The organism is Kitasatospora sp. MBT66, assembly GCF_000710405.2.
GTDB lineage: Bacteria > Actinomycetota > Actinomycetes > Streptomycetales > Streptomycetaceae > Kitasatospora > Kitasatospora purpeofusca.
In genome coordinates, this window is sequence record NZ_JAIY01000011.1 from 360,205 (window position 1) to 383,501 (window position 23,297).

Below are 23,297 nucleotides of genomic sequence, written 5' to 3' on the forward strand. Positions count from 1 at the left end.
GCCGCCGAGCCGTCAGGGCGCGATCGGCAGCTGCCGCTTGTGCTCGGTGAGCCGGTAGCGGCGGACGATCGCGGCGAACGCCTCCTCCGACACCGGCTTGCCCTCCAGGAAGTCGTCGATCTCGTCGTAGGTCACACCGAGCGCGTCCTCGTCCGGCAGGCCCGGCTTCAGCGTCTCCAGGTCGGCGGTCGGCGTCTTCCAGACCAGCGCGGCCGGCGCGCCCAGCGCCTCCGACACGGCGCGCACCCGGCGCTTGGTCAGCCCGGTCAGCGGCACCACGTCGGCCGCGCCGTCGCCGAACTTGGTGAAGAAGCCCGACACGGCCTCCGCCGCGTGGTCGGTGCCCACCACCAGGCCGTCGTACGCGCCGGCCACCGCGTACTGCGCGACCATCCGCTGCCGGGCCTTGATGTTGCCCTGCACGAAGTCCTCGTGGTGCGCGTCCCGGAACTGCGTCCCGCCGGCCCGTACCGCGGCCAGCGCCGCGTCGCTCGCCGCCTTCACGTCGACCGTGAGCACCCGGTCCGCGCGGATGAACTCCAGCGCGAGCTGGGCGTCCGCCTCGTCCGCCTGGGTGCCGTACGGCAGGCGCATCGCGTAGAACGTCGCCTCGTGCCCGGCCGCCCGCACCCGCTCCACCGCCAGCTGGCACAGCCGGCCGGCGGTCGTCGAGTCCACGCCGCCGCTGATCCCCAGCACCAGCGACCGCAGGCCGGTCGAGGTCAGCCGCTCCGCCAGGAACGCCACCCGCCGCTCGATCTCCACCGCCGCGTCGAACTCCGACCCCACCTGGAGTTCCCGCGCGATCTCCTGCTGCACAGCCGCCACGTCGCTCACGACCTGCTCCTCACTTTGCCCACCGGCCCCCGTTCACCGGACCGGCCCCCAACTCTAGAGGAGCCCCCCGGCCGCCCACGGCCGCCCCCGACGCTCACTCCACCCGGGCCGCCACGAGTACCGCGCACCGCTCGGCCGGGTGCGTGCCGGTGTCGACCGTCAGGTCGTATCCGATACCCCGGTGGACGGCGACCGCCTGCGCGGCGGCCATGCCCGCCGCGCGGTCGCCACGGGCTGCTTCGCGGGCGGCGGCGGTCTCCGGGGCGCAGTGGACGCCGACCCAGAGCACCTCCAGGCCGTCGAGGGCGTCGCGCCAGCGCTGCTGGGAGGCCGGGCCGCCGAGGAAGACGTCGTCGACGACGACGCGGGCTCCGGCCCGGGCCATGGCGGCGATGCCGTGGGCCCAGGCGGTGTCGAGCAGCCGGAAGGTGTCCCCGACGGTGACGGCCTCGGTGTCGACGGCGATGCCCTCGGCCCCGTCGCGCAGCCTGGCCGGCAGGGCGTCGACGAGGGTGTCGACGCTGAAGGCGAGCCATGGGCCGGGCAGGAGGTTCTGGAGGGTCCGGGCGAGGGTGGTCTTGCCGGAGCTGGAGCCCCCGTTGAGGACGATCACCTGTGTGCGCACAGGGCGCAGCCTACGGTGGGAGGGCGGCCCGGCGAGCTTGGACTCCTGGCGGGCGGATCCTCCCACGTGGCGAACCCCTCCGGTGGCGGCGGCACGACGTACCCGAGCGGCTCGCACCGGAAACGGGCGAGGCGCTCGGGTACCGCACAGTCGAAGGTGACCTGGAACTGCTTGATCGATGACATCGGCCCGCCATGGCGGCGCGCACCGCACACCGGGTCCCCCGGGCGGCCGTCGGTCGTTCCGCTTCTCGTCGGGGAGGCCCTGCGGTGTGGTCAGGTCGTGCGCTTCAGGTAGCCCTCGATCTCGTCGGCGGCGCGGGTGGCGCCGCCCGCTTCCCGGATGAGCCGCTGCGCCTCGGTTCCCCGCTCCCGCACGGCCGCGTCGGCGGCCACCTCGGTGATCGCGGCCCGCAGCAGGCTCACGTCGACCTCCGCCGGCAGCAGTACCCGGCCGAGGCCCAGTTCGGCCACCCGCGCGGTGTTGGCCGCGACGTCCGGCCAGGACGGCACTCCGAGTATCGGGCAGCCGGCGTCCAGGGACTCCAGCACGCCGCCCATGCCGCCGTGGGTGATCACCAGCCGGGCGTGCCGGAGCACTTCCAGGTGCGAGACCCAGCGGTGGACCTCGACGTTGTCCGGCAGCGGACCGAGGTCGGCCGGGTCCATCCCCCTGCCCACCGAGACGACGGCGTGCCAGGGCAACTCGGCGAAGGCGTCCACGCACAGCCGGAAGAACTCCGGATGCTTGTTGTGCACGGTCCCCATCGAGACCAGCGCCACCGGCAGGCCGCTCGCCGGGGGCTGCCACTCCCCCAGGAAGGCGCGCTCCGTGAGGCACGGCCCGACGAAGGCGAAGCGCTCGTCGAAGCTCTCGCCGTACGGCTGGAAGAACCGCGGCACGTGGACGAGGTTGAGGCTCTCGGTGCGCATCATGAACTCGTGCACCGGCTCGTCGACGCCGTACGAGGCCAGCAACTCGGCCATCCGGACGCCGAATTCGACCATCACCTCCTCGGTGAGCGGGACTGCGCCGTCCGCCTCCATCATCTGCTGCACGAAGGAGTAGGTGTCGTTGGAGGCGAAGAACGGCGTCGACTGGACGGCCGGGATCCCCCAGGTGTGGGCCAGCACCCGGCCGGACTGGAAGGCCACGGCGTCGTAGACCACCGCGTCGGGCCTGGCATCGTCGAACCGTTCCTGGACCGCGCGCAGGATGGCGATGTTCTCGTCCAGGAAGATCAGCGGGGTGCGCCCGTTCTCGGGACCGCCCACGCTGTCCAGCGGCTGGGTGGAGTCGTAGCGCAGGTGTTCGGCGCCGACCTCGGCCAGGGCCTCGGCGAACTCGTCGACGGCCACGTAGGTGACCCGGTGCCCGCGGCGTACCAGTTCACCGACGACCGCCAGAGTGGGGAAGACATGGCCGTGGGCCGGGATGTTGACCATCAGGATGTGGCTCACTGCTACTCCGTCGGTGTCGGGAGGAGGGAAGAAGGAAGAGGCAAGCGCGATGCGGGAAGGGGGAAGGGGGAAGGGGCGCGGCAGGCCGCGCGGCTCAACTGGGGTCCTGGCCCGGGCCGGCCTCGGACTGCTGCGCGGACTGCTGCTCGGCGACCCACTGGGCGCCCGCGATCTCCTCGGCGCTCAGCTGCCGTCGCGGGATCCAGGCGGGAACGGTGCCCTCCTCGTTGCGGCCTTTGTCGAGGATCGCCAGGTTGTGGTAGAAGTGCGCGCCGGCCAGCGTCCGGTCGGTCCCGCTCGGGCGGTACGCGGTCGGCGGCTCGTGCTCCTCGTGGTTGAGGCCGTCGAGCAGTTGCTTGAGGAATCCCATGCTGGTGGTCGGGTCGCCGAGCCGCTCCGAACTGCCGCCGTAGCCCGGCCAGTACGAGGTCTGCAGGTCCTCGATCACATAGAGCCCGCCCGGAACCACGTGTGGGAAGAGCGCGCCGAAGGCGGCGATGACGTCCGGGCAGTAGTGGCTGCCGTCGTCGATGACGATGTCGATCGGTCCGATCCGCTCGGCCAGCGCGGTGAGGAAGGCCGGGTCCGCCTGGTCGCCCTGGACGGTGTGGATCCGCTGCTCGCGCAGCGCCGTCTTGTCGTAGACGTCGACCCCGTAGACGAGACCCCGCCGGAAGAACCGCTTCCACATCCGCAGCGAGCCACCGCCCGCCGCCGGATCGGCGTAACCGCCGATCCCCAGCTCCAGGACGGTGAGCGGCCGGTCCCGCAGCGGGGCGAAGTGCCGGGCGTAGTGCTCGGTGTAGTAGTGCAGCCCCCACTTGTCCGACCCGTGGCGCAGCGACAACTCGGCCAGGTCGAGCGGCTGTTCCACCAGGCCGCGGAGCAGTTGCTGGACGACCGGGAAGGCCGGCAGTACGTGCATCAGCCGAGCCGGGTCCTCGATGCCGTGCCAGGTGATCCTGGGCGTGCGGTTGCCTGCGGTGTGCCGGGCGCCGAAGACGGCGCGGGCCAGGTCGAGCAGGTCCAGCTCGACGGTGGCGCTGGGCTCGTCGGCCGGCCCGGTGCGGTGCTCGGCCTTGGGGCCGGTCAGCAGGTGGTGCCGGAGCACCTGGCCGTCGAAGGCGAGCGCGAACTCCACCACCGCGGCTGCGGCCGCGAGTTGCTCGCTCAGGTCGGCCCGGCCGGCCAGTTCGTCCACCAGGTCGGCGGCCGTCTGCTCGGCGCCCGCCGACCTGATCACCGCCGCAAGCTGCGCCTCGGGCCCGTCCGCCGCCAGGATCAGGGCGCGGATCCGGCGCAGGCCGGTCTCGTGCGGGTCCGAGTCGTGGTCCGACGGGCCGTTCTCGTGCTGTCCGTTCTCGTGCTGTCCGGTGAGGGCGGTCATGCGTGAGCCTTTCCACGAGGGAGTCGAGAGGACGGGGAACGGATCGGGGCTGCTTCCGGGCCGGGGTGACGCCTCGGTCATCGCCGGAGTCGGCGCAAGTGGCGGCGGTCACAACAGGGCCGGGGCGCCGGAGAGGTCGATGCCGAGGCCGTAGGCGGTGGTCAGGATCTCCGACTGACCACCGGACCGGGTTTGCACGGAGACTTGTTCGAACCACCCCTGCACGGACCGGGAGGTCCGGTACAGCTCCAGGCCGTGCAGCTCGGCCCCGACGCCGCCGCCGAAACAGGTACCCCGAACTCCTGACAGCTCCTGTGCCGCGGCGTGAAGGAGGGGTTGGTGGTGCGGACCGTGCGTGGTGCGGCAGAAGTGGGCACGACAGGACAGTACGCAGAATAGGGCGTCCGACCGGAGGTTCGGGAGCCTGTCTCGTGACGCGATATCGATACGCTATCCGGGTCTGAAAAAATGGCCGATAGCACACCATCGGCATGCATTGTCCGCCCTCGGAAATGATTTGATTTCGGCCTGTCCGCCCGGGCGGGGCCCACGGGGAAGTTCAGGGAACAGTGCGCGCCACCTTCTTCTCGGACTCGTGGAATTCCGGGAGAACGCGGGGTGGCCATGCCCCGACGCTCAGCACACCGAGGGAGTGCGCCCGGGAGACCAGGGCGGGCCGGTTCGCGGCCTGGAAATGGCGCATCATCAGCCCGATGCGGTACTCGATGCCCTGCCGGCTCAGATAGAGCGATGCCGCCAGCCGTGCGGTCGAGGTGCCGATCGCGACGCCTTCCAGAATGCGGACGTCCACGGCGGTCAGCCGCCGAACGTCCGCACCGCCGGCAAGGTGCCCGCCCGTCGGACGGGCGTCGTCGGCGGGCTCGGACCGCGTCGGCCGCGGCGCGGGCTTGATCTCCTCGGAGGTCGCTGCCGGTGTCACTCCTCGGTCTTCCTTTCCTGTCGTCCGTGGTCTCAGGCCCGAAGCGTGCCGGCGAGGTGCTCGCGGAGCATGTTGGTCACCTCGTCCGCCCGGTCGCTGAGGTAGAAGTGCCCGCCGGGGAAGACCTTGAGGTCGAAGGCCGCCGTCGTGCGGTCGCGCCAGCGCCCGGCCTCGGGGACCGGGGTCCAGCGGTCCCGGTCCCCGACCACGGCGGTGACCGGGCAGTCGACCGCGGCGTCGCGGTCGGCCCGGTAGGCCCCCAGGGCCCGGTAGTCGCCGCGCAGCGCGGGCAGCACCATCCCCAGCAACTCCTCGTCCTCCAGGAGCCGGGCGTCGGTGCCGCTCATCGCTCTGACCTCGGCCACGATGCCCTCGTCGTCGAGTGGGTGGGCGAGCTCGGGCCCGTCCGCGGACGGCCCCTTCCGACCGGAGACGAAGAGATGGTCGATCCGACCGCCCGCGCGCTCGATCCGCCGGGCCACCTCGAAGGCGACCAGCGCGCCCATGCTGTGCCCGAAGAGAGTCAGGGGGAGGTCGTCCCAGCGGCGCAGCGCTTCGGCCACTTCGTCGGCCGTGCGGTGCAGGTCCTGGACCCCGGGTTCCTCCCGGCGGTCCTGCCTGCCGGGGTACTGCACGGCCAGGAGGTCGACCGGGCCGCACAGCGCGGCGGACACCGGGAAGTAGAAACTCGCCGAGCCGCCGGCGTGCGGAAAGCAGACCAGTCGGCGCGTGGCTGTCGGCGAGGGATGGAAGCGGCGGCACCACAGGTCGCTGCCCAAGGAGAGGGAGGTCATGTCGGCCTTTCATTCCTTTCGAGAAATCCGCGCGGTGCCTGCGGGCGGGGTGTGGTGACCACGTGGGGCACCCTCGGCAACGGTGGCCGACTGGTACTTGCTGATACGGGAATCTCCGATCGACGGCGCTCGGCGAGTCACGAGCGCGGCATATGACAGCCTGCCATGTCCATCGGAATATCAGCAAGTACGCATCGGACCGCACCCGACCGCTCATGTCCGGTTCGATTCCGGCTGTTTCGCCAGCGAATGGTGGGAACGTTGTGGTGCGGAGCACGGGTACCCGGTGGAACAGTGGAGCAAGCCCGATCAGGTGCTGCGCCGGGGCTCCCCGTCCGGAGAGCGGCGGCGCCGGGCGCCGGCCTGTCCCGACTGCCGTGACGGTGCCGCGCAGCGTAAACCCGGCATGAGCGCAAGACCTGTGCTCTAGGAATACACCTAGACACGACAGGACCGCGTTGACCCGCACAAGGCCACCCAAGACGCTGGTGGCAGTCTTGCCCACCGATCGTGCGAGGAAGAGGACTCCCTTGAACTTCCTGTTGCTGGGCCCGCTTTCGGTCCGGTTGGACGCACGTGAGGTGCACGTGTCGGCGCCGAGGCAGCGCGTGGTCATGGCGGCGCTCCTGCTCAACGCCAACCGGGTGATCTCGGTGGACCGGATCGCCGAGTACGTCTGGGACGACGCCCCGCCGCCGAGTGCCGCCGCGACCGTCCGCACCTATGTGATGCGCCTGCGGCAGTCGCTGGGCGAGCACGCCTCCGCCCGGATCCTCACCCGGGCGCCCGGTTACCTCCTCGAACTCGGCGAGCACGAGAGCGATCTCGGACAGTTCACGGCCCACCGCCGGCGCGCCGCGGAGCTGGCCGAGCGCGGAGACCTGGAGGGCTCCTCCGCCGAGCTGGCCGAGGCGCTCGCCCTGTGGCGCGAGGAGCCGCTGGTCGACATCCCGTCGCGGATGCTGCGCGATGTGGAGGGCCGCTACCTCCAGGAGCTCCGCCTGCAGACCACGGAGCTGCGGTTCGACGCGGAGCTGTCGCTGCTGCGGCACGCCGAGGTCGTGCCGGAGCTGACGCGGCTGGTGCGCAAGCACCCCCTGCGGGAGGCACTGGTGGGCAAACTGATGCTGGCGCTGTTCCGCTCGGGACGGCAGTCGGAGGCCCTGGACCTCTACCGGCGCACCCGGGTGCTGCTCGTCGAGCAGCTCGGCGCCGAGCCGGGCGCCGAACTGCGGGCGGTCCACCGGAGCATCCTCGCGGCCCACGACCGGCCCCGTACGCCCGACCCGCTGAAGCAGCCCGCGACGGCCCCGGAGGCGGCCGTCGCGACGGTGCCGCCCACCGCCTGGGAAAGGTCCTGCTGGCCGAGTCCGGCGCAGCTCCCCTCGGTCCCGCTGCCGCTGGCGGCCCGTTCCGGTGCGCTGGCGCGGCTGCAGCACTTCCTCACGGCCGGCACGATGCCGGCGGGCATGGTGGCGACGGCTGTGGTAACCGGCCGGGGCGGTGTCGGCAAGAGCGCGCTGGCCCTGCACGCGGCGCACGCCGTGCGCGGCTCCTCGGTGCACGGCCAGCTCTACGCGGACCTCGGCGGAGCCGCGCGGCCGCTGACCGCCCGGGCGGTGCTGCCGCGGTTCCTGGCGGACCTCGGTGTGCCCCGGGACGAGATACCCGAGGAGGAGTCGGAACGGGCGAGCCTCTACCGCTCGCTCACCGCGGGCCGCCGGCTGCTGGTGGTCCTCGACAACGCCTCCAGCACCGCGCAGGTGCGGCCGCTGATACCCGGCAGCGGGGGCAGCAGGCTGCTGGTGACCAGCCGACGGCGGCTGGCCGATCTGGAGGGGGCGCGCACCCTTCTGCTCGACCCGCTGGACGACGCCGGGTCGCTGGAACTGCTGGGCAACATCGTCGGCCCGGCCAGGATCGGCGCCGAACCGCGGGCGGCCCGTTCGGTGCTGACGGTCTGCGCGGGCCTGCCGCTGGCGATCCGGATCGCCGGGACCCGGCTGCTGGAGCGCCCGCACTGGAGCATCGGGCACTTCGCCCGCCGGCTCACGGAGGCCCCGCGGCTGCTGGACGAACTGTTCGCGGGCGACCTCGGTGTCCGGCCCTCCCTCGACGCCGACCACGGCGGGCTCCGGCGGACGGCTCCGGCCGAGGCCGGCCCGGCGGCGGTCGACCCGGCCGAGGTGTTCACCGCGCTGGGGGCCGCCGGAGCGCGTTCGGTCTCCAGCAGCCGGGTCGCGGTGATGCTCGGCTGCCCCGAGGCACAGGCCGAGGAGGCCCTGGACGCCCTGGTCGAGGCGAACCTGCTGGGTGCGCCGGCGGAGGGGCGCTACCGGCTGGACGCGCTGCTGCAGGCGTACGCCCTCGAGCAGGCGCAGGCGGCCGCCGTGAGCCGGCACGACCACCCGTACAGGCGCGCCGGGTGACCGCGCCGGCGGCCCGGCGACGGGCGCCCGGGGCCCGGCCCACATCGCCCGGGCACTCTCCCGCTGACCACTTTCACGCCGATTCTTTCCGCCCCGATCCGCTTCGCTCCGATCCCCTTCGAGAGGACCCCCTCGCCATGGCCGACCAGACAACAGCCACCGACGACCTGCTCGCCTACGTCCGGGAAGTCTCCCTCCGTGACGACGACCTGCTGAGGGAGCTGCGGGAGACCACCGCGGACCTGCCCGGCGGGACCGCCATGCAGGTGATGGCGGAGGAGGGCCAACTGCTGTCCCTGCTGGTCGGGTTGACGGGGGCACGGGCGGTGCTGGAGATCGGCACCTTCACCGGCTACAGCACCCTGTGCATGGCCCGGGCGCTCCCCGCCGACGGAGTGCTGGTGTCCTGCGACATCGAGGACCGGTGGCCGGCCATCGGCGCCGACTTCTGGAAGCGCGACGGGGTCGACTCCCGGATCGACCTGCGGATCGGCGACGCCTCCGCCACCCTGGACGCGCTGCTGGCCGAACGCGGGCCGGCGAGCTTCGACCTGGTGTTCGTCGACGCGGACAAGACCAACTACGTCTCCTACTACGAGAGTTCGCTGGCACTGCTGCGCTCCGGCGGCCTGATCGTGGTCGACAACACCCTCTTCTTCGGCCGGGTCGCCGATCCGGCCGCGACGGACCCGGACACCGCCGGGGTCCGGGCCCTGAACCGACTGCTGCACCAGGACCCCCGGGTGGAGCTGTCGCTGCTGGTGATGGCCGACGGGATCACACTCGTCCGCAAGCGCTGAGGGCGGCTGGCCGGAGCCCGGGAGCGCCGGACCGCCGCGGCGGTCAACGACGTTCCCGGGCTCCTTTCCGGCACGTTCAGCTCCCCGGCACGCCGCCCAGGTCCGGCACATCCAGGTCCGGCACGCCCAGGTCCGGCACGCCCAGGTCGACCGCGTCCACGGTGACGACGGTGGACACCACGCGCGGGCCGGGGACCAGGTGCAGACGCTGGAGCCCGGAGTCCTCCGGAGCCGGTGCGAGGACGGCGGCACACGGGCACGGGGCTTCGTCCAGGCCCTCGAAGCCCGCGAACCGATAGGCGATCTCCATCATCCGGTTGCGTTCGGTCTCCCGGAAGTCGGCGACCAGGTGGACTCCGGACCGGGCGGCGGAGTCGGCCAGCCAGTTCAGCAGGGTCGCGCCGGCGCCGTAGGCGACGACCCGGCAGGAGGTGGCGAGCAGCTTGAGGTGCCACAGGCCCGGGTGCCGCTCCAGCAGCAGGACGCCGACCGCACCGTGCGGGCCGAACCGGTCGGTGAGGGTGACCACCAGGACCTCGTGCCGGGGGTCGGTGATCAGGCCCCTCAGCACCGCGTCCGGGTAGTGGACCCCGGTCGCGTTCATCTGGCTGGTGCGCAGGGTGAGTTCCTCGACCCGGGACAGCTCCTCGCCGGTGGCCCGGCCGATGCGCATCCGCAGGTCCAGGGAGCGCAGGAACTCCTCGTCGGGGCCGGGGGCGGCCGCCCGCTCGGCCTCGCGGAGGAAGCCCGCCTGGTACATCTCGCGACGCCGCCGGGAGTCGACGGTGCTGGTCGCGGGGGTGAACTCGGCGAGTCCGGGGAGGGCGAGGACCTCCTCGGCCGGGTAGCACCGGACGTCGGGCAGGTGGAAGGCCACCTCGGCGCGCTCGGCGGGCCGGTCGTCGACGAAGGCGACGGTCGTGAGCGCGAAGTTCAGCCGGTCGGCGATCCGGCGCACCGACTCGGACTTGGCGCCCCACCCGATCTCCGGCAGCACGAAGTACTCGGCCAGGCCGAACGCCTCCAGCCGGGCCCAGGCGTGCTCGTGGTCGTTGCGGCTGGCGACGGACTGCAGGATCCCCCGGGAGTCGAGCTCCATCACCACCTTGCGCACCTCGTCCGGCAGGTGCACCTCGCCGTCCTCCAGCAGCGTGCCCTGCCAGAGGGTGTCGTCCAGGTCCCAGACCAGGCACTTGACGGTGTCGGCCATGTCGTCCTTCCTCGTCCTCTCGGCCGCGGGCCCGCTCACGGTGCCCCCGCGGTGGCGAGGGCGTGCTGCGCCAGCATCAGCCGGCACAGCTCGTTGCTGCCCTCGATGATCTCCATCAGCTTGGCGTCCCGGTACGCCCGGGCCACCGTGTGCCCGTCCCGGGACCCGGCCGAGGCCAGTACCTGGACGGCCGTCGCCGCGCCCCGCGCGGCCTGGGTCGCGCCCACGTGCTTGGCCAGTACGGTCGCCACCACCTGGTCCGGCGACCCCTCGTCCCAGCAGCGGCTGGCGTGCTCGCAGGCCCGCGTGGCCACCTGCTCCGCCGTGTAGAGGTCGGCGAGGTGTCCGGCGACGAGCTGGTGCTCCGCGAGCGGCCGGCCGAACTGCTCCCGTCCGGCGGCGTGTGCGGTGGCCGCCGCCAGACAGGCCCGCAGGATGCCGACGCACCCCCAGGCGACGGACATCCGCCCGTAGGCCAGCGCGGTCGTCACCAGCAGGGCGGGCGGCAGCCCGTGACCGCCCAGGACGCTGTCGGCCGGCAGCCGCACCCCGTCGAGGTGGACGTCGGCGTGCCCGGCCGCGCGGCAGCCGAGCGGGTCGGCGATCCGCTCGATCCGGACGCCGGGCGTGTCGGCGGGCACCACGACGGCCACCGCGCCGTCCTCGTAGCGGCCGACGACGACCAGCAGGTCGGCGTAGTGGGCGGCGGTCACCCACTTCTTGTGCCCGTCGACGACGACCGCGTCGCCGTCCCGGCGGACGGTCGTCGTCATCGCCGAGAGGTCGCTGCCGGCACCGGGCTCGCTGAAGCCGACCGCCGCCAGTGCGCCGCCGGTCAGCCGGGGAAGGTGGGCGGCCGCCTGCTCGGCGGTGCCCAGGCGCTGGATGGTCCAGGCCGCCATGCCCTGGGAGGTCATCACGCTGCGCAGCGAGCTGCACAGCCCGCCCACATGGGCGGTGTACGCGCCGCTGTCCGTGCTGCTGAGCCCCCAGCCGCCGTACTGCTCCGGGACTTCGGCGCACAACCGGCCCTCGGCGCCGAGTTCGCGGAGCAGGGCCCGCGGGATCAGGCCGCTCCGGTCCCACTCCCCCGCCAGGTCGCCGACCCGCAGGGTGACGGAGGTCATGGCACCGCGCAGGTCCTCACCCATTCAGGCCCCCGGCGGCGGGCACCCGGAGCCGGTCCACCAGCTCCGCCATCCGCCGGACGGTGCGGAAGTTGTCCAGCCGCAGGTCCGCGCCGCGGACGGCGATGGCGTAGGTCTGCTCCAGGTGCACCACCACCTGCATGGCGAACAGGGACGACAGGCCACCGGCGTCGAACAGGTCGGTGTCGGCGTCCCAGGCGGTTCCGGTACGTGCTTCCAGGAAGCCCAGCAGTTCCTTCTCCAGGTCGTGGGTGTTGGGCGTGTTCGCTGTGGTCATGGCCTTCTCCTCGTCGGGGTGATCGGGTGCGGTGCTCGGCTCGGGCGCGGTGCTCGGCTCGGGCACGGTGCTCAGCCGTAGTCGTAGAAGCCGCGCCCGGACTTGCGGCCCAGCCGCCCCTCGCTGACCAGCCGGAGCAGCAGTTCGGTGGGGCGGCAGCCGTCGTCGCCGGTGCGTTCGTGGAGGACGGTGAGGGAGTCGACAAGGTTGTCGATGCCGATCAGGTCCGCGGTGCGCAGCGGGCCGGTGGGGTGTCCCAGGCAGCCCTGCATCAGGGCGTCGACGTCCTCGGCGGTCGCCGTGCCCTCCTCCACGACCCGGGCCGCGTCGTTGATCATCGGGTGCAGGATGCGGCTGGTCACGAAGCCGGGTGCGTCCCGGACGACCACCGCGCGCCGCCGCAGGGTCGTCAGCAGGGCCGCCACGGCGGCCATCGCGGCGTCCCCGGTCCGGGCGCCGCGGACCACTTCGGCGGTGCCGATCAGGTAGGGCGGGTTCATGAAGTGGGTGCCGACCAGTTCCTCCGGCCGCTCCAGGGCCCCGGCCAGTTCGTCGACGGGGATGGAGGAGGTGTTGGTGATCAGCAGGGTTCCGGGCCGGACCAGTCCGGAGACCTCGGACAGCACCGCGGCCTTGATCGCGGCGTTCTCGGTGACCGCCTCCACCACGGCGGTGGCTCCGGCGGCGGCCTTGAGCGAGGTGCCGGTGGCCAGGGTGCCGAGGGCCGTCCCGGCCGGCAGGGCGCCCATCAGCTCGGCCAGCCGGAGTTCGCCGTCGATCAGGCCCGAGGCCCGGTCGAGCCGTTCCCGGTCGATGTCGACCAGGTGGACCGGCAGGCCGTGCCCGAGGGCGAGGACGGTGATTCCGACGCCCATCACCCCGGCTCCCAGCACGGTGAGGGCGGGTCGTGCGGGGGGATCGTCGTACGGGGCCGCGGTCAACGGGTTCTCCTTCGTCTTCACAGGTCGTCGGGGGTACGGAGGGTGCTGCGGAGGGTGGCGCCGAGCCAGTCGGCGACGGCGTCACCGGTGGTCGCGACATGCTCTTCCATGATCGAGAAGTGGTCGCCGGGAACATCGACGACGGTGTCGGCGCCGTCCCAGGTCGAGCGCCAGTCACCGGCCTCGGCGGACGGGCGGCCGAGCGGGGTGGAGGCGCGGACCAGCAGCAGCGGGGCAGCGACCGCCGAGGGTTTCCAGTCGTCGAGCAGACGGAAGTAGCCGCCCATCGCGGTCAGCCGGGCGCCGTCCATCGGGGCCGCCCGGTCCTCGCGGGCGAACATGCCGCCCAGCAGGACGTCGTTGAACTGGGTGATGCCCCGGTTGTCGGAGAGGTAGGTGTCCAGCAGCACCACGGCCGCCGGGCCCTCGCCGCGCCGCTCCAGCTCGGCGGCCACCCCGTGGGCGAGCGTGCCGCCGGAGGAGGAGCCGGCCAGGACGAGCGTCCGTCCGGGCAGTTCCCGGAGCAGTGTCGTCGCCTGGAAGTCCAGCAGGGCCGCCATGTCGGCGGGCAGTTCCTCCTCGGGGGTGAATCCGGGGGCGTCCAGGGCGGCGACCGCGTAACGGTCCCGGAAGCGGGAGGCGAAGCGGGCGTACTGGTGGGCGCCGCCGAGAGCCACGATGGAGCCGAAGCAGACGAGCACGGGGGCGTCGGCGCGCTCGTTGAGGCGCAGCAGTCGCGGGCCGGTGCCGGCGGCCGCGAGGTCGCCGCCGCTGTGGAAGGCCGGGCGCAGGACGGAGGCGTTCTTGAGCAGGGCGATGCCCTCGTCGATCCGCCCGAGCACGCAGGCCCGGCGGAACAGCACGCTCACCGGGTCGGTGTCGGCGGCGTCGGCGGCGGTGCCGGGTACGGCGGCTGCGGGTGCGTCGGCTCCGGGTGCGGGTGCCGTTCCGGGCCGGGGGGTGTCCTCCGCCCGGGCCTCGGTGGCGAGGCGCGTCGCGAGCGCGGCGGGGGTGCCGCTGTCGAAGACGGCGGAGGGCCGCAACCGCAGTCCGGTGGCGGCGGCCAGCCGGTTGCGGAGCTCGACCGCGGTCAACGAGTCGAACCCGACGGAGAGGAAGGGCACCGTCGCGGACAGCGCCCCGGAGTCGGTGTGGCCGAGGACCTCGGCGGCCTGGGCGAGGACGAGTTCGCGCAGGACGAGTTCGCGTTCCTGGTCGTCGGCGGCGGCAGCCAGCCGGCGCCGCAGCGCTGCGGCGGCGGTCGGCGTGCTCTGCGCTCCGGTCGTCGCGACCGGGCTGCGCCGGACCAGGGAGCGCAGCATCGGGTGCACCGGGTCGTCGCCGCGCGCGGTGAGGTCGAGGTGGGCCAGCACCACGGGGCTCCCGTCCCCCGGCGAGGCGGCGTCCGCGGCGCACACGGCGTCCAGCAGGGCCATGGCCTCCTCGTCGGAGAGGCCGCGGGCGCCGCGCCGGTCGATGCGCCGCCGGTCGGGGCCGTCGAGCTCCGCCGTCATCCCGCTCACCCGCTCCCAGGGGCCCCAGGCCAGGGACAGGCCGGGGAGTCCGAGCCGTCGGCGTTCCGCGACCAGGGCGTCGAGCGCGGCGTTGGCGGCCGAGTAGGCCGCCTGGCCGGGGCTGCCCAGCACGCCCGCGGCGGAGGAGAACACGACGAACGCGGAGAGGTCCGCTCCGCGCGTCAGCTCGTCGAGGTGGCGGGCGGCGTCGAACTTGGGCTGCAGGACGGCGGCCATCCGCTCCCCCGTCAGCCCGTCCAGCAGACCGTCGTCGAGTACTCCGGCGGTGTGGACCACAGCACACAGGGGACGGCTTTCGGGGACGGCCGCCAGGGCGGCGGCCAGGGCCTGACGGTCGGACACATCGCAGCTGAAGGACGTCAGTTCGGCACCGGCCTCGGCCAGCTCCGCCGTCAGCTCCGGTATGCCGGGGGCCTCGGCGCCGCGGCGGCTCAGCACGAGGAGGTGGCGTACCCCGTGCGCGGCGACCAGGTGGCGCGCCAGGACGGCCGCGAGGGAGCCGCCGCCGCTCACCAGTACCGTCCCCTCGGCGGGCCCGAACGGGCCGGCCGGCCGGGTCGTGGAAGGGGGCGCGACGGTCGCAGCAGTGGTGGCCGGCGGCCGTACCAGTCGGGGCGCGTACAGGACGCCGCCGCGCAGGGTCGCCTGCGGCTCGCCCGTGGCGAGGAGGTCGGTGAGCGCGTCGCCGAGACCGTCCGGGTCCGGCCCTTCGGTGTCCAGCAGCACGAACCGGTCGGGGTGTTCCAGCTGAGCGGCCCTCAGCAGGCCCCAGACGGCCGCAGCGCCGAGGTCGGCCGGCTGCGGCTGGGCACCGAGCGGGCCGGTCGCCCCCCGGGTGAGCACCACCAGGGGCGTACGGGCGGTGCTGTCGTCGGCCAGGTGGGCCTGGAGACGGTCCAGGACCTCGGCCGCGACCGCGTGCACCACTGCGGGGTCCGCGTTCCCGGTCACGGTGGCGGCGGACGGGGGGCAGGTCATCAGCAGCGCGTCGGGTGTCCCGGACAGCGGATCGGCGGGGAAACCGGCCGGCAGCAGCCGCTCGTCCCGCGGGCCGAGCAGGCCCCAGCGGGTGACCGGGCGCGGGCCGGGCCCGGCGGTGACCGGCGTCCAGCCGACGTGGAAGACGGAGCCGGCGGACGCCCGCAGTGCGGCGGTGGACGCCGTGCGCAGGGTGAGCGAGCCGACCGTCGCCACGGTGCGCCCCGAGGGATCGGTGATCCGCGCGGTGACGGCATCGGGACCGTCGGGGCGCAGCCGGACGCGCAGAACCGGCGCGTCGGAGGCCCCGATCGCGACGCGCTGCCAGGAGAACGGCAGGGGGACGCCGTCGGCGGACTCCGCGGTCGCGGCGCCTTCGCGCAGACCGGTCGTCTGGAGGGCGGCGTCCAGGAGGGCCGGGTGCACTCCGAAGCCGTCCGCTCCGGTGCCGGGGAGGCCGTCGGGCCGGGCCACTTCGGCGTGGATCGCGTCCGGGGTGCGCCACGCGGCGCGCAGGCCCCGGAACGCCGGGCCGTAGGCGACGCCGCGGGCTTCGAGCAGCCCGTACAGTTCCTCCACGTCCAGGGGGACGGCGTCGGACGGGGGCCACGTACCGGCCGTCTCGGCCGGATCGGCTGTGTCGTCCGTGGCGTTCCGGTCGGCCGTGGCATTCCGGTCGGCCGTGTCGTCCCGGTCGGCCGAGGGGTCCAGCGGGCCGACCGTGCCGGTCGCGTGCCGGGTCCAGGGCCGGTCCGCGGCACCGGGGGTGGCCTCGGGCCGGGAGTGGAACTCCACCGGACGCCGCCTCGTGCCGTCCTCGGCACCCACCCGTACCCGCAGTTGTACGGCGTGGTCGTCGGCGGCGTCGCCGGGCAGCAGCAGCGGGGCGGCGAGGGTCAGTTCCTCCACGAGAGCGCAGCCGAGGCGGCGGCCGACGTGCGCGGCCAGCTCCACGAGGGCCGCGCCGGGCAGGATCACGGCTCCGGCCACGGCGTGGTCGACGAGCCAGGGGTGAGTAGTCAGGGAGAGCCGGCCGGTGAACAGGGTGCCCGCGTCGTCGGGCAGTTCGACCGCGGCGCCGAGCAGCGGGTGGTCCACGGCGGACTGGCCGACAGACGCCTGATCGTGGTCCGCCGGCAGGGCGTCGAGCCAGTAGCGGCGTCGCTGGAAGGCGTACGTGGGCAGGTCCACGCGCCGGGCGCCGGTTCCCGCGAACAGCCGCTCCCAGTCGACGCGCAGGCCCCGGACGTGTGCCTCGGCGAGGGCGAGCTGTAGCCGGCGGAGCCCTCCGGCCCCGCGCCGCAGGGTGTCGAGCACCAGCGTCTCCGGGGCGCCCGCGTCGGCGGCCGTGTCCTCGATCGCGTACATCAGGGCGGGCTGGGGGCCGGCCTCGATGAACACGCGGTGCCCGGCCGCGAGGAGCGAGCGGGTCGCCCGCCCGAACTCGACGCCCTGCCGGATGTTGCGGTACCAGTACTCGGCGTCCAGGGCCTTCGTGTCCAGCAGGTCGCCGGTCACGCCGGAGTAGTAGGGCACCGAACCCGAGCGGGGGGTGATGCCGTCCAGATCCGAGAGCAACCGCTCGCGGATCTCCTCCACCTGCGAGGAGTGCGACGCGAAGTCGACTTCGATGCGACTCGCCCACACTCCTTCCTCCAGGAGTAACTCCACCAGCGCCGTGACGGCGTCCGCGTCGCCCGACACCACGGTCGACGACGGGCCGTTGACCGCCGCGACCGACAGCCGCTCCCCCCACGGGGCGATCCGCTCCCGCGCGGCGTCCACCGGCAGCGGCACCGAAGCCATACCGCCACGGCCCGCCAGCACCCCCACCGCACGGGACCGGAGCGCGGCCACCCGGGCCCCGTCGTCGAGACTCAGGCCGCCGGCCACGCAGGCGGCAGCGATCTCGCCCTGGGAATGGCCGACCACGGCGTCCGGGACGACGCCGAAGGAACGCCACACCTCCGCCAGCGACACCATCACCGCCCAGAGCACCGGCTGCACCACGTCGACCCGCGCCAACAGCGCCTCCGAACCCAGCGCCTCCGCCAACGACCAGTCGACGTAAGGCGCCAGAGCCCGTTCGCACTCCGCCATCCGCTCCGCAAAAACCTCCGACCCGGACAGCAGCCCCAGGGCCATCCCCACCCACTGCGAACCCTGACCCGGGAACACCAGCACCGAACGGCCCGGGAGCAGCCCGCTGCCGACGGCCACGCTCTTCGAGCCCACGCCCCGCGACAGGGCGGCGACACCGGCCAGCAGTTCGTCCCGGTCCGCCCCCACCACCACCGCACGCTCCGCGAACCGCGAACGTCCGACCGCCAGCGAATGACCGACGTCCAGCACGCTCAGGCCCGGTTCCGCCACCACTCGCTCGTGCAGCGCCGCCGCCTGGGCGCGCAGCGCGTCCGGCGTGCGCGCCGACAGGATCCAGGGGACGGTGGCGAGCGCAGGTTCCGACGTGGCGGGCCGGTCGACCGGCTTGTCGGTGGCGGCCGTCGCGTCGGTCGGCGCAGTCAGGGTCGGCGCGGTCGCGTCGACCGGCCCGGCGACGGCCTGTTCGAGGATCACGTGGGCATTGGTCCCGCTGGCACCGAAGGAGGACACCCCGACCCGGCGCGGCCGTCCCGTCTCCGGCCAGGGGGCGGCCTCGGCGAGCAGGGAGACAGCTCCCTCGCTCCAGTCGACACGGGGCGAGGGGCGGTCGACGTGCAGAGTGCGCGGCATCACGCCGTGCCGCATCGCCAGCACCGACTTGATCACCCCGCCGACGCCCGCGGCGGCCTGGGTGTGGGACAGGTTGGACTTCAACGACCCCAGCCGCAACGGACGCCCGGCGGGCCGGTCCTGACCGTACGTGGCCAGCAGCGCCTGGGCCTCGATCGGGTCGCCGAGCACGGTGCCGGTGCCGTGCGCCTCCACCATGTCCACCTCTGACGGGGCGAGTCCGGCACGGGCGAGCGCCTCGCCGATGACGCGCTGCTGCGCGGGCCCGTTCGGGGCGGTCAGCCCGTTGCTGGCGCCGTCCTGGTTGACGGCCGAACCCCGGACGACGGCCAGGACGGGATGCCCCGCGCGCCGGGCGTCCGAGAGCCGTTCCAGCAGGAGCAGGCCCAGACCCTCCCCGAACCCGGCGCCGTCCGCGGTGGACGAGAAGGACTTGCTGCGCCCGTCGGGTGCCAGGCCGCGCTGGCGGCTGAACCCGACGTACAGGCCGGGGGTGGACATCACGGTCACCCCGCCGGCCAGGGCGAGGGTGGTGTCCCCGGAGCGCAGCCCCTGGCAGGCGAGGTGGACGGCGACCAGGGAGGACGAACAGGCGGTGTCCAGGGTGACCGCCGGGCCTTCCAGGCCGAGGGTGTAGGCGATCCGGCCCGAGGCGACGCTGGGGATGGTGCCGGTGCCGAGGAAGCCCTCCAGCTCGTCGGGAACCCGGCCGAGCCGGGACCCGTACTCGCTGTAGATCACTCCGGTGTAGACGCCGGTGCGGCTGCCGCGCAGGGTCGTCGGGTCGATGCCCGCGCGTTCCACCGCTTCCCAGGACGCCTCCAGCAACAGCCGCTGCTGCGGGTCCATGGCCAGGGCCTCGCGCGGGGAGATGCCGAAGAAGCCCGGGTCGAAGCCCGTCGCGTCGTGCAGGAAGCCGCCTTCACGGACGTAGAACGTGCCGGGGGCGTCGGGGTCGGCGTCGAAGCCGCCCTCGACGTCCCAGCCGCGGTCGGTGGGGAACGGCGAGACCGCGTCGCGTTCCTCGACCAGCAGGTCCCACAGGTCTTCCGGGGTGCGCACACCGCCGGGGTAGCGGCAGCTCATCCCCACGATGGCGATGGGCTCGGCGGAGTCGTCGCGGAGCCGCCGGTTCTCCTGCCGCAGGCGCTGGTTGTCCAGCAGCGAGGCACGCAGGGCGGCGACCACCTGGTCCGTGTCGGTGGGCATGGGGTTGGCCTTCTCCTTCTGCGGCTGTCGGTCAGTCACGTTCGCCGCCCAGGGCCATCCGGACGAGTTCGTCGACCGCCATGTCATGGATGTCGGCGGCGGGAGCCGGTGTCCCAGGCCGGTCGGCGAGGTCCAGGAGCGCGTCGAGGAGACCGGCCCGGCGCAGTGCGGCGGGCGGGATCGCGGCGAGCAGGGAGCTGATCTCGTGGTCCTCCCGGTCCGTCCGGCCCGGCGTCCCGGCGGCCTTCCCGGTGGCGGCGGGGCCGCCCGGCCCGTCGGGCACCAGGAGCCTGGTGAGGTGGGCGGCGACGGCGGCCGGGGTGGGGTGGTCGAAGACCAGGGTCGCGGGCAGCCGGCGGCCGGTGGCGGCGCTGAGCCGGTTGCGGAGTTCGACGGAGGTGAGCGAGTCGAAGCCGAGGTCCTTGAACGCCTGGTCCGGGTCGACGGCCCCGGCCCCGCCGTGGCCGAGGACGTCGGCGCTCCGGCTCCGGACCAGGTCCAGCAGGGTGGCGACGCGTTCCTCCGGGGTGAGGCCGGTCAGCCGGCGGCGCAGCGAGTCCGCTTCGGCGGCGTCCGCCCCGGAGGCGGGGCGGCGTGCGGTGCCGGGGACCAGGGCGGAGAGCAGGGCCGGGACGGGTGCGGTCCGGGCCGCCGCCCGGAGTCGGCCGAGATCGATCCTGACCGGGACGAGCAGCGGTTCGTCCAGGGTGAGCGCCGCGTCGAACAGGGCCAGGCCCTCTTCGCTGCCGATGGCCGCGGTGCCTCCCCGGGACATGCGCCGCAGGTCGGCGGCGGTGAGCGTGCCGGTCATGGTGCTGCGGCGTGCCCACAGGCCCCAGGCGAGCGACTGGGCGGGCAGTTCCAGGGCCCGGCGGTGCTGGGCGAGCGCGTCGAGGAAGGCGTTGGCGGCCGCGTAGTTGCCCTGCCCGGCGTTGCCGACCGTGGCGGACGCGGAGGAGAACAGGACGAAGGCCGACAGCGGCAGGTCGCGGGTGAGGGCGTGCAGGTTGAGGGCCGCGTCGACCTTGGGCCGCAGTACGTGCCGCATCCGCGCGGGGGTCAGCGACTCGACCGTCCCGTCGTCCAGGACGCCGGCCGCGTGGACGACCGCGCTCAGCGGACGGTCGGCGGGGATGCCGGCGAGCAGGGCGGCGAGCGCGTCCCGCTCGGCGACGTCACAGGCCTCCACGTCCACCCGGGCGCCGAGTCCGCGCAGTTCGGCGGCGAGGTCGGCCAGGCCCGGGGCGTCCGCGCCGCGCCGGCCGACGAGCAGCAGGTTCCGTACGCCGTGCGCGGTCACGAGGTGCTGTGCGACCAGGCCGCCGAGCGCGCCGCCGGCGCCGGTGACCAGGACGGTCCCCCCGGCTGCGGCGATGCCGGACGGTGCGGCGGCCGGGGCCTGGCCCGCGAGCGTGTCCGTGCCCGGGGTCGGGGTCGGGGTCGGGTCCGTGGCGACGGTGGCCCTGGTGAGGCGGGCGGCGAGAAGTCGTCCGGCGCGTATCGCCAGTTGGGGTTCCGTTCCGGCCAGTGCCCGGGGCAGCAGGCCGGTCACGGCGGCCGGGTCGTCGGTGTCGATCAGCAGGAAGCGGTCCGGGTGCTCGGACTGGGCGGAGCGGACGAGGCCGCGGACCGCGGCGCCGACGAGGTCGGTGACCTCCTCACCGGCTGCCGTGGAGACCGCGCCCCGGGTGACGAGGACGAGCCGGGTGCCGTCGTCCCACCGCGGGTCGGCCAGCCAGTCCTGGACGAGCCGCAGGGCGTCGTCCAGTGCGGTGTGCACGGATGCGGCGTCGGGCGGGGACGGGAGGTCCGGGGTACGGCCGCACCAGGCCAGCACCGCGGCGGGCGGCGGCGCCCCCGCCTCCAGCGCGGCACCGAGCGCGGCCAGGTCCGGACGGCTGTCCGGGAAGAGCTCCCCGCCCCCGAGCACAGCGACGTGCCCGAGGGGCTCGGCAGGTGCGGTGGCGGGCGCCGCCGACCACCGCACCCGGTAGAGGGATTCCGGGCCGCCGCCCGGGCGGAGGGCATCGAGGTCGATCGGGCGGACGGCGAGCGCCTCGACCGACGCGACCGGGAGGCCGTTCGGGTCGGTCGCGTGGATCGACGTCGATCCGTCCGGCCCGAAGCCGAGCCGCACCCTGAGCGCGGTGGCTCCGGAGGCGTGCAGCCTGACCCCGCCCCAGGAGAACGGCAGCCCGGCGGACGGTCGGTCCGGGTCCGAGTCCGGGTCCGGGTCCGGTCCGGTCTCCGGCCGGGCGCGCAGGAACAGCCCTTGGAGGGCGGCGTCCAGGAGGGCGGGGTGCACACCGAAGGCGGAGGCGGACCGGTGCTGGTCCTCGGGCAGGCGTACCTCGGTGAAGATCTCCTCGCCCCGGCGCCAGGCGGTGGTGAGCCCGCGGAAGGCGGGGCCGTAGCCGTAGCCGGAGCCGTGGAACCGCTCGTACAGGTCGTCGACGGGGATCGGGACGGCGCCGGGCGGGGGCCAGGAGCCGGCGTCGTCCGGTCCGGGTGCGGGCGACGGCTCGCGGGTCGTGGCGTCGGTGGTGAGTGCGCCGGTCGCGTGCGCGGTCCAGGTCGGGGTCGCCGCGTCCTCGCGGCAGGAGAACACGTCCAGGGAGCGGCTGCCGTGCGCGTCCGCCGCGCCGACCCGCACCTGCAGGCGGACGGCGGTGTCGACGGGTATCAACAGCGGTGACTGGAGCGTCAGTTCCTCCACCGTGCGGCATCCGGCCTCGTCCGCGGCGCGTACCGCGAGCTCCGCGAAGGCCGCGCCGGGCAGCAGGACCGTACCGGCCACGGCGTGGTCGGCGAGCCAGGGGTGGGTACGCAGCGACAGCCTTCCGCTGAGCAGCAGTTCACCCGTGTCGGCCAGCTCGACGGCCGCTCCGAGGACGGGGTGGTCGGTCGGGTCGAGCCCGGCCGAGCCCACATCGGCCGCCGCGGTGGGCGCCGGCTCGGGCCAGTAGCGGGTGCGTTGGAAGGCGTACGTCGGCAGCTCGACGCGGCGCGCCTGCGGGAAGGCCCCCGACCAGTCCACCGCCAGGCCCCGCTCCCACGCACGACCCACCGCACGCAACACCTGCTCCGGACCGCCCTCCCCACGCCGCAAGGTCCCCAGCACCGCGGCATCCATGCCCGCGGCATCCACCGACTCCCCCACCGCCACGCCCAGCACCGCGTGCGCGCTCGGCTCCACGAAGAACCGGAAACCCTCCCCCAGCAGCGTCGCGGTCGCCCGCCCGAACTCGACCGTCTCCCGCAGGTTGCGGTACCAGTACCCGGCGTCCAGGGCCTTGGTGTCCAGCCAGTCGCCCGTCACCGTCGAGAAGAACGGCACCGAACCCGAGACCGGAGCGATCTCCGCCAGGTCGGACAGCAGACGCTCGCGGATCTCCTCCACATGCGCGGAGTGCGACGCATAGTCCACCTCGATCAGCCGCGCCCGCACCCCCTCACCGACCAGGACGTCCACCAGCTCCGTCACCGCGTCCGCGTCACCCGACACCACCGTCGACGACGGGCCGTTGACCGCCGCCACCGACAACCGGTCCGCCCACGGGGCCAGCCGCTCCCGCGCCACGTCCACGGGCAACGGCAACGACGCCATTCCGCCACGCCCCGCCAGCACCCTTATCGCGCGGGAACGCAACGCGACGACCCTGGCCCCGTCGTCGAGACTCAGACCGCCGGCCACACAGGCGGCCGCAATCTCACCCTGGGAGTGGCCCACCACAGCGTCCGGCACCACACCGAACGAACGCCACACCTCCGCCAGCGACACCATCACCGCCCACAGCACCGGCTGCACCACATCCACCCGCGCCAACAGAACTTCCGAACCCAGCGCCTCCGCCAACGACCAGTCGACATAAGGAGCCAGAGCCCGTTCGCACTCCGCCATCCGCCCCGCAAAAACCTCCGACCCGGCCAACAACCCCGCAGCCATCCCCACCCACTGCGAACCCTGACCCGGGAACACCAACACCGAACGACC

14 protein-coding genes and 1 pseudogene are annotated in these 23,297 nt (G+C 74.0%); 2 read left to right on the forward strand and 13 right to left on the reverse strand.

Features of this window, described 5'->3' with window-relative positions:
• Positions 1–12: 12 nt before the first annotated feature.
• From nadE to BI06_RS32400, 7 genes and pseudogenes are all read right to left on the reverse strand, one after another.
• Positions 13–837 carry an ammonia-dependent NAD(+) synthetase gene (nadE, locus tag BI06_RS32375; protein ID WP_030397171.1) on the reverse strand — a complete coding sequence of 275 codons (825 nt, stop codon included), beginning with the start codon at positions 835–837 and terminating at the stop codon, positions 13–15.
• A 94-nt stretch (positions 838–931) separates the two neighbouring features.
• Positions 932–1,462 (reverse strand): chloramphenicol phosphotransferase CPT, encoded by a 531-nt coding sequence (gene cpt / locus BI06_RS32380; RefSeq protein WP_043474100.1) that lies wholly within the window; start codon positions 1,460–1,462, stop codon positions 932–934.
• 56 nt (positions 1,463–1,518) lie between these two features.
• Positions 1,519–1,647: pseudogene (locus BI06_RS54045) on the reverse strand (VOC family protein); the annotation flags it as partial.
• Between the two features lie 90 nt (positions 1,648–1,737).
• On the reverse strand, positions 1,738–2,922 hold the full coding sequence (locus BI06_RS32385; protein ID WP_043474103.1) for a macrolide family glycosyltransferase: 1,185 nt from the start codon (positions 2,920–2,922) through the stop codon (positions 1,738–1,740).
• 94 nt (positions 2,923–3,016) lie between these two features.
• Entirely contained in the window at positions 3,017–4,309 is a 1,293-nt protein-coding gene (locus BI06_RS32390) for a class I SAM-dependent methyltransferase (RefSeq protein WP_051742397.1), read from the reverse strand.
• 559 nt (positions 4,310–4,868) lie between these two features.
• On the reverse strand, positions 4,869–5,249 hold the full coding sequence (locus tag BI06_RS32395; RefSeq protein ID WP_043474105.1) for a LuxR family transcriptional regulator: 381 nt from the start codon (positions 5,247–5,249) through the stop codon (positions 4,869–4,871).
• A gap of 32 nt (positions 5,250–5,281) precedes the next feature.
• Entirely contained in the window at positions 5,282–6,043 is a 762-nt protein-coding gene (locus BI06_RS32400) for a thioesterase II family protein (protein WP_030397166.1), read from the reverse strand.
• 530 nt (positions 6,044–6,573) lie between these two features.
• On the opposite strand from BI06_RS32400, the gene BI06_RS32405 reads away from it, so the two are divergent.
• Together BI06_RS32405 and BI06_RS32410 are read left to right on the forward strand one after the other, a co-directional pair.
• Positions 6,574–8,472 (forward strand): AfsR/SARP family transcriptional regulator, encoded by a 1,899-nt coding sequence (locus BI06_RS32405; RefSeq protein ID WP_043474107.1) that lies wholly within the window; start codon positions 6,574–6,576, stop codon positions 8,470–8,472.
• Between the two features lie 137 nt (positions 8,473–8,609).
• Positions 8,610–9,272 carry a class I SAM-dependent methyltransferase gene (locus BI06_RS32410; protein WP_043474109.1) on the forward strand — a complete coding sequence of 221 codons (663 nt, stop codon included), beginning with the start codon at positions 8,610–8,612 and terminating at the stop codon, positions 9,270–9,272.
• A gap of 76 nt (positions 9,273–9,348) precedes the next feature.
• Here the strand turns inward: BI06_RS32410 and BI06_RS32415 are convergent, their stop codons facing one another.
• From BI06_RS32415 to BI06_RS32440, 6 genes are all read right to left on the reverse strand, one after another.
• Positions 9,349–10,482, reverse strand: coding sequence for an HAD family hydrolase (locus BI06_RS32415; protein ID WP_051742398.1), 1,134 nt, complete (start codon positions 10,480–10,482; stop codon positions 9,349–9,351).
• A gap of 35 nt (positions 10,483–10,517) precedes the next feature.
• On the reverse strand, positions 10,518–11,633 hold the full coding sequence (locus tag BI06_RS32420) for an acyl-CoA dehydrogenase family protein (RefSeq protein ID WP_043474112.1): 1,116 nt from the start codon (positions 11,631–11,633) through the stop codon (positions 10,518–10,520).
• Positions 11,626–11,907 (reverse strand): acyl carrier protein, encoded by a 282-nt coding sequence (locus BI06_RS32425; protein WP_030397161.1) that lies wholly within the window; start codon positions 11,905–11,907, stop codon positions 11,626–11,628. The genes BI06_RS32420 and BI06_RS32425 overlap by 8 nt, the downstream gene beginning before the upstream one ends.
• Positions 11,908–11,978: 71 nt before the next feature.
• The gene (locus BI06_RS32430; protein ID WP_043474332.1) at positions 11,979–12,848 is read right to left on the reverse strand and encodes a 3-hydroxyacyl-CoA dehydrogenase family protein; all 870 of its coding nucleotides are present in this window, start codon (positions 12,846–12,848) and stop codon (positions 11,979–11,981) included.
• Between the two features lie 17 nt (positions 12,849–12,865).
• The gene (locus BI06_RS32435) at positions 12,866–19,303 is read right to left on the reverse strand and encodes a type I polyketide synthase (protein WP_063795058.1); all 6,438 of its coding nucleotides are present in this window, start codon (positions 19,301–19,303) and stop codon (positions 12,866–12,868) included.
• A 31-nt stretch (positions 19,304–19,334) separates the two neighbouring features.
• A partial coding sequence (locus tag BI06_RS32440; RefSeq protein WP_233290375.1) for a type I polyketide synthase occupies positions 19,335–23,297 on the reverse strand: 3,963 nt, incomplete at its 5' end.